Annotated in this window: 14 protein-coding genes; 6 read left to right on the top strand and 8 right to left on the bottom strand. The window is 65.0% G+C overall.

Going from position 1 to position 11,919, the window contains the following annotated elements:
* Window positions 1-3: 3 nt before the first annotated feature.
* On the top strand, window positions 4-411 hold the full coding sequence (locus tag AC1Q61_RS23460) for a DUF302 domain-containing protein (RefSeq protein ID WP_006898203.1): 408 nt from the start codon (window positions 4-6) through the stop codon (window positions 409-411).
* On the top strand, window positions 412-1,584 hold the full coding sequence (locus AC1Q61_RS23455) for a PQQ-binding-like beta-propeller repeat protein (protein WP_006898202.1): 1,173 nt from the start codon (window positions 412-414) through the stop codon (window positions 1,582-1,584).
* 22 nt (window positions 1,585-1,606) lie between these two features.
* Here AC1Q61_RS23455 and AC1Q61_RS23450 read toward each other — a convergent pair whose 3' ends face one another.
* Window positions 1,607-1,822, bottom strand: a complete 216-nt coding sequence (locus AC1Q61_RS23450; protein ID WP_006898201.1) for a YgaP-like transmembrane domain — start codon at window positions 1,820-1,822, stop codon at window positions 1,607-1,609.
* 33 nt (window positions 1,823-1,855) lie between these two features.
* On the opposite strand from AC1Q61_RS23450, the gene AC1Q61_RS23445 reads away from it, so the two are divergent.
* Both AC1Q61_RS23445 and AC1Q61_RS23440 read left to right on the top strand, forming a co-directional pair.
* A complete protein-coding gene (locus AC1Q61_RS23445; protein ID WP_182262003.1) occupies window positions 1,856-2,701 on the top strand; it encodes a sigma-70 family RNA polymerase sigma factor in 846 nt (281 codons plus the stop codon).
* A gap of 77 nt (window positions 2,702-2,778) precedes the next feature.
* Window positions 2,779-2,946: a DUF8730 family Cys-rich protein gene (locus AC1Q61_RS23440; protein ID WP_085950765.1), complete on the top strand. Its 168-nt coding sequence runs from the start codon at window positions 2,779-2,781 to the stop codon at window positions 2,944-2,946.
* On the opposite strand, the gene AC1Q61_RS23435 is transcribed toward AC1Q61_RS23440, so the two are convergent.
* The 7 genes from AC1Q61_RS23435 to AC1Q61_RS23405 all read right to left on the bottom strand — a co-directional run bounded on the left by AC1Q61_RS23435 (window position 2,908) and on the right by AC1Q61_RS23405 (window position 9,548).
* A complete protein-coding gene (locus AC1Q61_RS23435; RefSeq protein WP_039868159.1) occupies window positions 2,908-3,117 on the bottom strand; it encodes a hypothetical protein in 210 nt (69 codons plus the stop codon). The two genes, AC1Q61_RS23440 and AC1Q61_RS23435, sit on opposite strands and share 39 nt — an antisense overlap.
* A gap of 168 nt (window positions 3,118-3,285) precedes the next feature.
* A complete protein-coding gene (locus AC1Q61_RS23430) occupies window positions 3,286-3,825 on the bottom strand; it encodes a hypothetical protein (protein ID WP_492651295.1) in 540 nt (179 codons plus the stop codon).
* On the bottom strand, window positions 3,822-5,594 hold the full coding sequence (gene ctaD, locus AC1Q61_RS23425; protein ID WP_404650653.1) for an aa3-type cytochrome oxidase subunit I: 1,773 nt from the start codon (window positions 5,592-5,594) through the stop codon (window positions 3,822-3,824). The genes AC1Q61_RS23430 and ctaD overlap by 4 nt, the downstream gene beginning before the upstream one ends.
* Window positions 5,595-5,675: 81 nt before the next feature.
* On the bottom strand, window positions 5,676-6,512 hold the full coding sequence (locus AC1Q61_RS23420) for a TSUP family transporter (protein WP_161121496.1): 837 nt from the start codon (window positions 6,510-6,512) through the stop codon (window positions 5,676-5,678).
* Window position 6,513: 1 nt separating this feature from the next.
* On the bottom strand, window positions 6,514-6,852 hold the full coding sequence (locus AC1Q61_RS23415) for a rhodanese-like domain-containing protein (protein ID WP_347873406.1): 339 nt from the start codon (window positions 6,850-6,852) through the stop codon (window positions 6,514-6,516).
* 28 nt (window positions 6,853-6,880) lie between these two features.
* Window positions 6,881-7,669: a GntR family transcriptional regulator gene (locus tag AC1Q61_RS23410; RefSeq protein WP_347873407.1), complete on the bottom strand. Its 789-nt coding sequence runs from the start codon at window positions 7,667-7,669 to the stop codon at window positions 6,881-6,883.
* Between the two features lie 484 nt (window positions 7,670-8,153).
* Window positions 8,154-9,548, bottom strand: a complete 1,395-nt coding sequence (locus tag AC1Q61_RS23405) for an MBL fold metallo-hydrolase (protein WP_347873408.1) — start codon at window positions 9,546-9,548, stop codon at window positions 8,154-8,156.
* A 578-nt stretch (window positions 9,549-10,126) separates the two neighbouring features.
* Between AC1Q61_RS23405 and AC1Q61_RS23400 the strand changes: the two genes are divergently transcribed.
* Window positions 10,127-11,332, top strand: a complete 1,206-nt coding sequence (locus AC1Q61_RS23400) for an FAD-dependent oxidoreductase (RefSeq protein WP_161121492.1) — start codon at window positions 10,127-10,129, stop codon at window positions 11,330-11,332.
* Window positions 11,329-11,865: an Rv2732c family membrane protein gene (locus AC1Q61_RS23395; RefSeq protein ID WP_161121491.1), complete on the top strand. Its 537-nt coding sequence runs from the start codon at window positions 11,329-11,331 to the stop codon at window positions 11,863-11,865. Before AC1Q61_RS23400 ends, AC1Q61_RS23395 begins: the two co-directional genes overlap by 4 nt.
* Window positions 11,866-11,919 lie beyond the last annotated feature (54 nt).

Genomic DNA, 11,919 nt, shown 5'->3' with positions numbered 1-11,919 from the left:
ACTATGACCGAATTGGCCATCGGTACCCGCGTGGACATGCCGTTCGAGGAAACCGTGGACGCAACCCGTGAGGCACTCGCCGAACAGGGATTCGGAGTGCTCACCGAGATCGACATGCAGTCGACGTTGAAGAGCAAGATCGACGCCGACATCGAACGCTACGTCATCCTCGGAGCGTGTAATCCGCAGTTGGCGAAGGCTGCGATCGACACCGATCGGCAGGTGGGGTTGCTGCTGCCGTGCAACGTGGTGGTGCGGGCCGATGGCAGCAGCACGATCGTCGAAGCGATGAACCCCCAGGTGATGGTGGGGCTCTCGGATGCAGCGGGCCTGGCCGAGGTCGCCGACCGGGCCACTGCACTGCTGCAGAGCGCGATCATGGCACTCGGCGGAGACAGCACCACCGCATAGATGGGTGCGCACCGTATCGGCAGAGCGGCGGCGGTGATCGGGACCGTTGCACTGTGCGCCGTCGCGCTGGCGTCGGGGTGCAGTTCCTCACCTGCTCCCGACACCACGGGCACCGATCCGGCGGCACATCCGTCGTCGCCGGCCGCGCCGCCGCCGGGCTTCGGAGACACGGCCCTGTGGTCGATCCCGTTCCTGTCGCAGCCTCACATCGTCGAGGACGGGTTCGTCGGAGTCGTCGACTCCTCGGACGCATCCGGTTCGCACCGGGTGCAGGTACTCGACGACACCGGCACACCACGATTCGGCGTGGACGTACCCGCCGATCGCGACGAGTTCGCGGTGACGAGCACACACAACCGTGAGCTGTTGATCACCGAGGACATCGATGATCCCGGTTCGGGTGCACCGGCCACGGTGACCGCCCGCGATACCCGCACCGGCGACCTCGTATGGGGCCCGGTCTCCGCTGCAGGCTGCCTGACCGGGTCCGGACTGCTGATCGACGCCGACTGCTCGCAGACAGCAAAGCCCGCGGCCGTGGCCGCCATCTCGGCGACCGACGGACACCGCACCGACCTGACGGGTGCGATCTCCGAATCCGGTGGATACGCGGTCACCGTCGACGGCGACACAGCGCGCATCGTGACCGCCGACACCGGCAACACCGCCTGGTCCACCGACACCCTCACCCCGCCCCCCGCAGCGATCCCCGGGACCGCACGATTCGTCGCCACCGCCGGCAATGCAGTGGTCGTGGCATGGACGATCCCGACCCGTCCCGAACCGATCCAGGCGGTCTATCGCCTCTCCGATGCCGAGCTCCGATGGATCAGCGGTAGCCGCAGTCCGATGGTGATGACCGCCGACAGCAGTAGCGGGGCGACGATGATCACCACCGCAGACCTCACCGACGACGGCATCGCTGTCCTGTTCGAGCAGTACGGCACCCGAGGTTTCACCGCCGATCAATTTCCCGGTGCCGACCGCTTCTCTCTGGTCGGCGGCATCGTCTACGGCGCGTCGGACTCGCGGGTGACTGCCATCGATGCGACCTCCGGCCGCGTCACCGGCACATCACCGAGCGCCGCACCGACAGCAGTGACCTCGAACGGTGTCGCATTGGCCCAGAGCAGCGACGGGTACACCGCATTCAAGGTGATCCCCCATTTCTGAGCTGCCCGCCCGCACACCCCGTTCAGGACGTCTTGGGACGACCTCGAAGATCGACGGAGAACAACGGACCGAGCAGACACACGTTGATCACCCCGGTCAGCACGAAGACACCGCCGATCACTCCCACCACGATGCCCCCGACACCGCCGAGCACGACGGCGACCACGATCAGAGCGATTCCCACCACGATACGCAGTGCGCGCCCGGCAGTACTGCGCATGAATTCGACGAACGACATGATGATTCCAGTTCTGTAGAGGGACTTTCACTGTTGGACGGGCGAGAACGCCGAAGTGGACCGATCCACGGCTCCTCGCGCGAACAGCCCAACCCCAACCCCAGCCCCGACCTCGACAGCGCGGCATACGACGAGCGCTTCGCGCGCGATCTGATCGACCAGGGCACGACTCTTCGTAGCTTCGCAGCCGCGATGACACGATCACCGGCCGATACCGACGATCTGGTGCAGGACGTCCTCGAACGCGCATGGCGCAACCGGAGAACGTTTCGATCCGAATCGGCGCTCACGACGTGGCTCTACCGGATCACGATCAACCGTGCCCGCGATGTGGCCGCACGCGCGGAGACTCAGCGCACCGAACCATCGGGCACGGGCGACATCGATGTATCGATCAGCGACCTCGAGCACCCCGAGACGGTCGCGCAGGCGCTCAGCGATCGATCCACGGTGCGAGCGGCGCTGGCGACGTTGACCGTCGAGGATCGAATGGTCCTGGCACTGCACGACGGCGAGGGCTGGACGGCGACACAGATCGGTGCGGTCGGCGCGCTCACCACCGCAGCGGTGTACAAGCGCATCCACCGTGCACGGGTGAAGCTGCTACGCGCCCTCGACGACGGTCCCGCACACCCGCGAAACGACTCCCAGGCGTGCCGGCGCACACTCGCCGCGGCATCGGACTACCTGGACGGGCGTCTCGATGTCGACGCGTCGGCCCGCATCGATACGCACCTGCGGCAGTGTCGCCGGTGCCCACCCATCGCACAGGCCCTGATCGGTATCAAGACCGCACTCGGCCTGCGGCCGTGGACCAGCGCGGTACCCGAACAGTTCGTCTACGACGTCGCCCACTTGGGCGGACCCCCGCCGCGATGACCGATCATCCCCGACACCCGGAAAAAGATACCCCATAGGGTATATTGAAAGTGAATTGTCGACCGAGGGAGAGACTCATGTGCAGGGCTGTCACGTGCAAGAAGTGCGGGAAAACGACGTGGGCGGGATGTGGTCAACACGTCGATCAGGTGATGCGGGGCGTTCCGGCGTCCAATCGCTGCAAGGGGCACGACTCCGATCCGAAGTCACCGGGATTGTTCTCCCGCATGTTCTCCAAGAAGTAGATCGCGGTCCGCAGCCCTGGTCTTGCCAGGGCTGCGACCCGAGTCGTCGTTCTTCGTGGTCTCGCCCGTCGCGGCGCGCCGACCGGCCAGACCGTGCATACGCAGGTCCGCATCGTAGTGAACGAACAGCCCCCACCCGATCAGGTGCAACACCACGACCACACTCGCCATCGCCGGCAAGCGGGGGCTCCGTCGCGGGAAAGTCGATGTCGCGCAGGCACACTCGCGTCGGTCACCGGCACAGCCAGCCGTCCGGCGGGCAGTCGAGGGTAGTTACGATCGACGTCTGCGACCCTGGAGTGGCTTTCGCCGCCGCGGGGTGCAGGCGAGGTTGCTCGATCAGCTTTTCCCGTTCCCGGACATATCGTCGTCGATGCTCGGACCGACCCCGACCCCGACCAAGGTCAACGATCGGCGATGGTGAGGATCGACCCACACCGAAATGGTGGCACCGGTCACCAGTGCGCGGACGGTCGACCGTTCTGCACGCACATCGCACCGGTACGTTCCGGACCCGGGCACCGTCACTTCCAGTTCCACCCGTCGTGAATCGATGTCGGTGCCCAGGACCACCGCCCACCCCTCGACGATGTCGTCCTCTCGGTCCGCCGCGGTGTCCCGGACCACGGATACCGCTGCAGGATGCAGCGGTGTGCGGGCTGCGAACATCATCGCCGCCATCAGCAGCACCGCGAAGCCGGCCACCACGGCAGCGGTGACAGCGGTCGCTGACCCGGGTGAGAGTCGAGGGACGAGGAAGGTGAACACCAGGATCAGCGCGAGCACGTAGAACCCCATGGCGACCGCGATCGCGTAAGACACCCGTCCCGGTACCAGGACAGCGGCACCTGTCGAGCGCCGTCTCCGCGCGCTCGTCACCGTCTCTCCCCTGAGGTCCCGCTGGCGGTGCCCTCTTCGACGCCGTCGGCGATCACTTCGGAGGGTGCCCGCACAGCGGCGGTGTGGCCCGTCAGCCCGACGTGGGCTTCGGTGCGCATGCGTTCGACCATATGAGGGTAGTGCAGCTCGAACGCCGGCCGCTCGGAACGGATACGAGGTATTTCGGTGAAATTGTGGCGGGGCGGTGGGCAGGTGGTGGCCCATTCGAGAGAGTTGCCGTAGCCCCACGGATCGTCGACGGTGGCGACCTCGCCGTATCGGTAGGACTTGAACACATTCCATACGAACGGCAGCGTGGACAGCCCGAGAATGAACGCTCCGATCGAGGAGATCAGGTTCAAGGTGGTGAATCCGTCGGAGGGCAGGTAGTCGGCGTAGCGGCGCGGCATCCCTTCGTTGCCGAGCCAGTGCTGGACCAGGAACGTCATGTGGAACCCGACGAACGTCGTCCAGAAGTGCCACTTGCCGAGGCGTTCGTCGAGCATGCGTCCGGTGATCTTGGGAAACCAGAAGTACACCCCGGCGTAGGTGGCGAAGACGATGGTCCCGAACAGTACGTAGTGGAAGTGAGCCACCACGAAGTAGGTGTCGGTGACGTGGAAATCGATCGGGGGGCTGGCCAGCAGCACACCGGTCAGTCCGCCGAACAGGAACGTGATCAGAAATCCGATGCTGAACAGCATCGGGGTTTCCAGGGTGACCTGTCCTCGCCACATGGTGCCGATCCAGTTGAACAACTTCACCCCGGTCGGCACGGCGATGAGGAAGGACATGAACGAAAAGAACGGCAGCAGAACAGCTCCGGTGGCGTACATGTGGTGCGCCCACACCGTGATCGAGAGCGCTGCGATGCCGAGGGTGGCGAAGATCAGACCCTTGTAGCCGAAGATGGGTTTGCGGCTGAAGACCGGGAAGATTTCGGAGACGATGCCGAAGAACGGGAGCGCGACGATGTAGACCTCGGGATGGCCGAAGAACCAGAACAGGTGCTGCCAGAGCACCGCTCCCCCGGTCGCCGGGTCGAACACGTGACCACCGAAGTGTCGATCGAACGCCAGCCCGGCCAACGCGGCCGCGAAGGTCGGGAACGCCAGCAGCACCAGCACCGAGGTCACGAGCATGTTCCAGGTGAAGACCGGCATCCGGAACATCGTCATGCCGGGTGCGCGCAGGCACACCACGGTGGTGATGAAGTTGACCGCACCCAAGATCGTGCCCAAGCCGGACAGGATCAGCCCCAGTACCCACAGGTCGGCACCGACGCCGGGGGAATGCAGTGCACTCGTCAGCGGCGTATAGGCGGTCCACCCGAAGTCCGCGGCACCTCCCGGGGTGATGAACCCGGCGAGCACGATCAGCGATCCGAAGACATACAGCCAGTACGCGAACGCGTTGAGTCGCGGGAACGCGACGTCCGGTGCCCCGATCTGCAGCGGCAGAATGTAATTGGCGAATCCGTACGCAACCGGGACGGCGTAGAGCAACAGCATGATCGTGCCGTGCATGGTGAACAGCTGGTTGTACTGCTCGTTGGACAGGAACTGCAACCCCGGTACCGCGAGTTCGGTGCGCATGAGCAGCGCCATCAACCCGCCGATGAGGAACAATCCGAACGAGGTGACCAGATACATCTTCCCGATCGTCTTGTGATCGGTGGTGGTCACCAATTGGAACAGCGTCGAGCCCTTCGGCTCGTGACGCATCGGATACGGCCTGGCCGCCTCAGGGCGGGGAATCAGTGCGGTCATCGACGATCTCCTCGATCCGGGTGTGCGATGCGCCGCATTTGCGTGCGCCGAAATAGGCTCAGTGATGCACAACGATGTGCGTTACAGGGCCATGGAGGCCTGGACGGTGACGTAGACGGCCACGACGAGCAACAAGGCGGCGAAGCTACGGGTGAGCGTGGTGGCAGAGACTCTGTCGCTGATGACTTTTCCTGCGAACGAGCCTGCAATTGCCGCGAGGGTGAACGGTACGACGATCTCCCACGGGATGGTGGCACCCGTGCCGAGACGCTCGGTGAAGGCCCCCGCACTGGTGATCGAGATGATCACCAGTGACGTTCCGACCGCGACGGGCATCGAATAGCCCAGTGCCAGAACCAGAGCGGGGACGATGAGGAAGCCGCCGCCCACTCCCAGAAACCCGGTGAGGAAGCCGACGACGAGCGCGGAGGCGACCAGCTTGACTACCTGCGACGTGGTGATCTTCACTTTCGCGGGCTTGGTGGCGACCGCGACGGCGCTCGGGCGTGTTCCCGCGGTCTCGGCCGGGTTCGGTAGGTCGGTATCGTGTCCGCGCCGGGTGCGGCGCAGCATCGCGCCGGCGGCGACGATCATCAGTGCCGCGAACGCGAGCAGCAAGATCTGCGGGTCGACCGATCGGTTGAGGATCGATCCACCGAAGGCGGTGACCGAGCCCAGAATTCCGAACACTGCCGCTGCCCGCCACCGAACGTGCCGTGCTCGCGCATGGCTGATGGCCGCGATGATCGAGGTGATTCCGACGATGATCAACGAGGCGCTCGTTGCCGACTGCGGTTCGACCGCCAGGAGATACACCAGGGCAGGAACAGTCAGTATCGATCCCCCACCACCGAGTGCGCCGAGGGAGAGCCCGATGAGAATCCCTGCGGCGACTGCGATCGCGAGGGTGGCGATCATGTCAGATCACTGCGCCGGGGGTGCCGTCATCGCGGACCACAGGGCGGCCGTCTTCGTGCCACGCTTTCATTCCGCCCGACAGATTGTGCGCTGTACGACCGGCATCGGCGAGGGCCGCGACAGCTGTGCTCGACCGAGCGCCCGAGCGGCACACCACGACCAATTTCTGATCAGGAGGGTAGGCAGCAGGATCGAGATCGCCGAGGCGTACATGGACGGCGTCCGGGGCGTGGCCGGCAGCCCATTCGTCGTCCTCGCGGACATCGATCAGGATGGCTCCCGATTCGGCGATCAGTGCATGTGCGGCGGCCGGATCTGCTTCCGGTGGTGCTTCAGTCATGAACAACGCTCCTTGGATCAGTGGGTGCTTACAGGGCGTGCAGCGGCGTGGCCGGCACGAAGCGATAGCCCTCGCTCGGTGAGAACGTGGCCGAGACGGTGAACCGATCTCCTCGAATCACTGTGTGCCGCAACTCCACCGGCCGGGAATTCATGCAACCCAAGCGGCGGATCGACAGCGCGGCGGTCTTCGAATCGAGTTCGAGTGCTGCCGCATCCTCCGGATCCGGGACGACGGCAGTGACGTCCTCGCGGCCACCGGTCAGGCGGATGCCGCAGCGTTTCTCGAGCTCGATGTAGAGAGCCGTGTGAGTGAAGTCCGCATCCAGGAGGTCGCGTGCCAGATCCCCCGGCAACCAGGCATGGTCGAGCGCCAACGGCATGGTCCCTGCCATACGGATGCGCTCCAGGTAGAGCAGCGGAGCCTTGGGACCGACCTGCAAGGTAGCGGCCACCGCGGGGTCGGTCCGCAGTTCGAGTGCACGCACCACGCTGTGCTGAGCAACACCCGTGGCTTCCACGGCAGCGAAGAGACTGTAGAGCGCACCGAGTGGCTGCTCGATCACCGGCGGAGCCGCCAACCGAGAAGGCCGGCCACGCTCTGCAATCAAGATTCCTTCGTTCCGCAGGTGCCGCAGGGCCTCGCGGGTGGTGTGACGACTCACCCCGTAGCTCGTCGTCAACGCATGCTCGCCCGGGAACTCGGAGCCGGCGAATTCGTCGTCACCGATTCGGCGGACCAGATCGGCATGCAGTTGCGCCCACAGCGGCATCGCACTGGAGCGGTCGAGCGCGGCACTGCGATCGGGTTCAACCATCAGAGGCCCTCCTGTCGATCTGTGTCGGAATCCGAATTCGAGCCGCCTGCTACTGGCCCTCGGGGCCACTGTACAACAAATGTACGTACATCCGTACGGACGGCAGTGATGCTCTCCACGCGTCGAAGCGATGTCGACCGAGGATCTCGGGGACCGCAACTCCCCCGTCCCGAGAAACCATCCGTCGGCGTCGCCGACACACAACGAGACAATGCTCGCTTCGAGAAAAGTTGTTTCCCACCACGAACGAGCGCCTGGTGGAGATCGCGCCGAACCTGGTGAATCCGCCCGCGTAGCGAGCGTCATCACGTCGCTTCCCAGTCGGTTCCGGATCAGGCCAGTCGGTGCCGGATCAGGAGTGTCGCGCGGGGGCTTTCTCGCCCTGGGTCTGCCCTACCGTCGGTGGCGCGGCGAGCCGACAGAGCGAGCACCGGACCGAACCGGGGGCGGACTGCACGACCGCCTCCGGTTCGGGCGGGTTCGATCAGACTGTTTCGAGGTTGCGCGCGGCCCAGGCGGCGTAGCTGCCCTCGAGTTCGACAACTCGGTAGCCGGCGCGGCGCAGGGCGCTGGCTGCGACCGCGTTACGGACGCCGCTCTGGCAATAGGTCACGATCGGACCGCCTGTGGGCAGTCCGTCGAGGTTCCACAGCAATCTGCCACCGCTGAGCTGTTCGGAGCCAGGTATGTGGCCGTCGGCGTGTTCGGTTTTGTTGCGCACGTCCAGCACCATTGCCGGGTCGAACGAATCCAGCTCGTCCGCACCGATCGTCTCGGGTGTCGTCGTGGGGAGTCCTCGTAGACTTGTGACGTATCCGGTCACCGTATCGATGCCGACCCGCAGCAGGTGATCACGTAGCTCGTCGGCGACGGCGTGGTCCTCGGCGAGCACCACCAGTGGAGTGCCCTCTCGTTCGGGGTCGTAGACCCAGGCACCGAACGAGGCTGCCTTGTCGATGCCGGGGATGTTGAGCGCTCCGGGGACAGCGCCGGCGTGCACCTCATCGTGGCTGCGGGTGTCGAGGAGGACGACCTCGTCGGAGTCGAGGGCGCGTGCCAATTCTGCGGAGTCGTACTCGCGCAGTGGAGACAGTGGCCCGAGAACGACCGGGCCCTGCTTGTTCTGACGCTTCATCCGGCCGAAGTAGGCGTGTGCATCCGGTTGGCCGTCGAGCATCTCGTCGACGAAGCCCTGCTCGTCGTCGCGCTCGACATACCCTGCCCACCAAGCGAAACGGCGTTCGTAGCCGACGCTGGTCGACGGAAGCGCGCCGAGAGCTTTTCCGCAGGCACTGCCCGAACCGTGACCGGGAAAGACCTGGATATGATCCGGCTGCGTGACGAACGACCGCTTCAGACTGCGGAATATCTGTTTGGCACCCTCGAAACGGGTGTCGACACCGTCGGCAGCTTCGTCGAGTAGGTCCGGGCGGCCGAGATCGCCGGCGAAGACGAAGTCGCCCGTCAACATGTATCCCGGAGCATCGGCGAAGGCACCGTCGGTCACCAGGAACGAGAGGTGCTCCGGGGTATGACCGGGCGTGTGAACGGCTTGCACGGTGATATTACCCAGAGCCAGCGTGTCGCCATCGTGGAGGCGTTCGGCCTCGAAGCCGTACTGCCAGTCGTCGCCGCCCTCTCCTGAGACGTAGGTGACCGCCCCGGTGGCCTTGGCCAGCTCGCGAGTGCCGGACAGGTAGTCGGCATGGATGTGGGTCTCGGTAACGGCGGTGATGGTCATGCCATGTCGATCGGCCAGGTCGAGGTACACACCGATGTCGCGGCGGGCGTCGACCACCACTGCCTCTCCCTTGGCCTGGCAGCCGATGAAGTATCCGGCTTGGGCGAGGTCTTCGTCGTAGATGCGTTCGAGAAGCATCGAAATCTCCTTGTCGATCGTGGTGGCGTTCGTACAGGTCTCAGAATTCATGGTACCCCGTGGGGTATTTCAGGAGGTTCTGTGCGACGAGGCGCACGGTTCCGATTCCTGCGGGGTGGAGGTGAAGTGGGCGGCATTCCACTGGGCGACCAAGGGCATCGCAACCGACTGATCCAGCGAGGCGCAACGACTCACAGCGACATCGCAGTGGTTGCCGACCATCATGTCCTCCTCAGCCGTCCGGCACTCGCCGACTCGGGGCGGACGAGGAAATTTCATTCGTCCCGAGTGTGGCGTTTGTCGGTATCGGCGACTAGCCTCACTCATAATGTACGTACATCCGTACGATCAATCAAGGAGAGGGCGACGTACACCTCGGCACGTGTCCTTGCACCACCTGCTCGAACGCCGGAATGACCTTCCAGCACGACTGCTGTGGATGCAGTGCACCTGGCCTCAATGACCACCAATGTCGTGACCACACGGCTCGCGCCCACACCGACGTCGAGCTGAACCACCCCGACACCAACCGAAATCGAGACAGCTCACCGAGCTCGTGTCTCGAACAGGAGGACCACATGTCCGCGCACACCATCGACCACAAAGTCGCGATCATCGGCGGAGGCAACGCCGGTATTTCGCTCGCAGCACGTCTGCGGCGAGCAGGAATGACCGACATCGGCATCATCGAGCCGGCAGAGACCCACTACTACCAACCTTTGTGGACGCTCGTCGGTGGAGGCCGCGCCCCGGCCGCGGAAAGTGCGCGTAGCGAGGCGTCGGTGATGCCCCAGGGCGTCGGCTGGATCAAGGATCGCGCCGAGGGGGTCGACCCGGATGCCCAGACGGTCAGCACCTCCTCGGGAACTACGATCCACTACGACCACCTGGTGGTGTGCCCCGGCATCCAGCTCGACTGGGATTCGGTGCCCGGTATGGCCGAATCGATCGACACCCCGCAGGTCTCGAGCAATTACCGCTACGATCTCGCGCCCAAGACGTGGCAGATGATTCAGAAGATGCGGTCGGGCACGGCGGTGTTCACGATGCCGTCCGGCCCCATCAAATGCGCGGGTGCCCCGCAGAAGATCGCGTACCTCGCGGCCGACTACTGGCGAGAGCAGGGCGTGCTCGATGCCATCCGAGTTGTCCTCGTCCTGCCCACACCCGGAATGTTCGGGGTACCGGTGTTCGCCGAGGAGCTCGAACGAGTCGTGGCGCGCTACGGCATCGAGGTGCGCAAGAACAGCGAAGTCACCGCCGTCGACCCGGACGGCCGATCGGTGACGATCACTGATAACAGCGCAGGTACCACCGACGAGCTACCCTACGACCTGCTCCACGTCGTACCGCGCCAATCCGCACCGGACTGGATCAAGGCCAGCCCCATAGCGGACCCCGACAATCCCGCCGGATACGTCCAGATCGACAAGAACACACTGCGGCACAGTCGATTCGACAACGTCTTCGCCCTCGGTGACGCCGGATCGTCACCGAACTCCAAGACCGGTGCCGCCATCCGCAAGCAAGCACCCGTGGTCGCCGAGAACCTGCAGGCGAGCATCGCCGGCCGTCCACTGACCGCACAGTACGGCGGGTACGCCTCCTGCCCCTTGACCACCTCTCGCAAAACGATGCTTCTGGCCGAGTTCGACTACACGATGCAGCCGGCTCCCTCGATACCGCTGATCGACACCACCCGCGAACGCCGCGACATGTGGTTCCTCAAGAGACGCGGACTGCCGGCGTTGTACTGGAATGCCATTCTCACCGGCCGAGCGTGAACGGTCGACCGCCGCACAGCTACGACCGCGAGGGCGACCTGAGCCACTACCGGTCGGTGTTCGAGGCCATCGAACGGCGCGTGATACCGGAGGTGGTGATCACCCGGCTCACCCCGTATCTGCTCGTTCTGGTGTCGGCGGCCGTGCTCGGAGTGGTGCTTCCGCACACCGGCGGCGCACACGGGTACGACGTTCTTCTGCGCACCGAAAGCGCCGACGCGGAGTCAGCGGGCGTGTTGGCGACGCTGTTCACCGCATTCACTCTCACGTTCACCGTCGTAGCGGCCTCGATCGCGCGTCTGGTTCGGCGTTTTCGGTGGGCTGCTCTGGCTTTGGCGGGCAACGGTGTCACCACGGTGTTCGGTGTGCTCGCGATCTGGGCTCGGCAGTCACTGGCACCGACCGCGACGGTGGCGGGTCCATCGATCGGCCTGTATCTGGGCGCGGTGGCAGCTCTGCTGTCCACCGTCCTCTGGGCACGTGTGGTGTTCACCCGCCCACCCGAGCAGCCCGGTCCAGCGCACAGGGGCTGACACGTCGCGGGCCCGATCACCACACCTCGAACCGGCTATCCCGCCTCGGTGGGG

The organism is Rhodococcus sp. MPR-R1B, assembly GCF_058793255.1.
This window is presented reverse-complemented; position numbering and strand designations above follow the sequence as displayed.

What these genes read in the sequence shown, in the direction of transcription:
- AC1Q61_RS23460 (WP_006898203.1), top strand. Translation starts at nt 4, where the DNA reads ATGACCGAATTGGCCATCGGTACCCGCGTGGACATGCCGTTCGAGGAA.
- AC1Q61_RS23435 (WP_039868159.1), bottom strand. Translation starts at nt 3,117, where the DNA reads ATGGCGAGTGTGGTCGTGGTGTTGCACCTGATCGGGTGGGGGCTGTTC.
- AC1Q61_RS23400 (WP_161121492.1), top strand. Translation starts at nt 10,127, where the DNA reads ATGTCCGCGCACACCATCGACCACAAAGTCGCGATCATCGGCGGAGGC.
- AC1Q61_RS23415 (WP_347873406.1), bottom strand. Translation starts at nt 6,852, where the DNA reads ATGACTGAAGCACCACCGGAAGCAGATCCGGCCGCCGCACATGCACTG.
- AC1Q61_RS23450 (WP_006898201.1), bottom strand. Translation starts at nt 1,822, where the DNA reads ATGTCGTTCGTCGAATTCATGCGCAGTACTGCCGGGCGCGCACTGCGT.
- AC1Q61_RS23420 (WP_161121496.1), bottom strand. Translation starts at nt 6,512, where the DNA reads ATGATCGCCACCCTCGCGATCGCAGTCGCCGCAGGGATTCTCATCGGG.
- AC1Q61_RS23405 (WP_347873408.1), bottom strand. Translation starts at nt 9,548, where the DNA reads ATGCTTCTCGAACGCATCTACGACGAAGACCTCGCCCAAGCCGGATAC.
- AC1Q61_RS23410 (WP_347873407.1), bottom strand. Translation starts at nt 7,669, where the DNA reads ATGGTTGAACCCGATCGCAGTGCCGCGCTCGACCGCTCCAGTGCGATG.
- AC1Q61_RS23440 (WP_085950765.1), top strand. Translation starts at nt 2,779, where the DNA reads ATGTGCAGGGCTGTCACGTGCAAGAAGTGCGGGAAAACGACGTGGGCG.
- ctaD (WP_404650653.1), bottom strand. Translation starts at nt 5,594, where the DNA reads ATGACCGCACTGATTCCCCGCCCTGAGGCGGCCAGGCCGTATCCGATG.
- AC1Q61_RS23455 (WP_006898202.1), top strand. Translation starts at nt 412, where the DNA reads ATGGGTGCGCACCGTATCGGCAGAGCGGCGGCGGTGATCGGGACCGTT.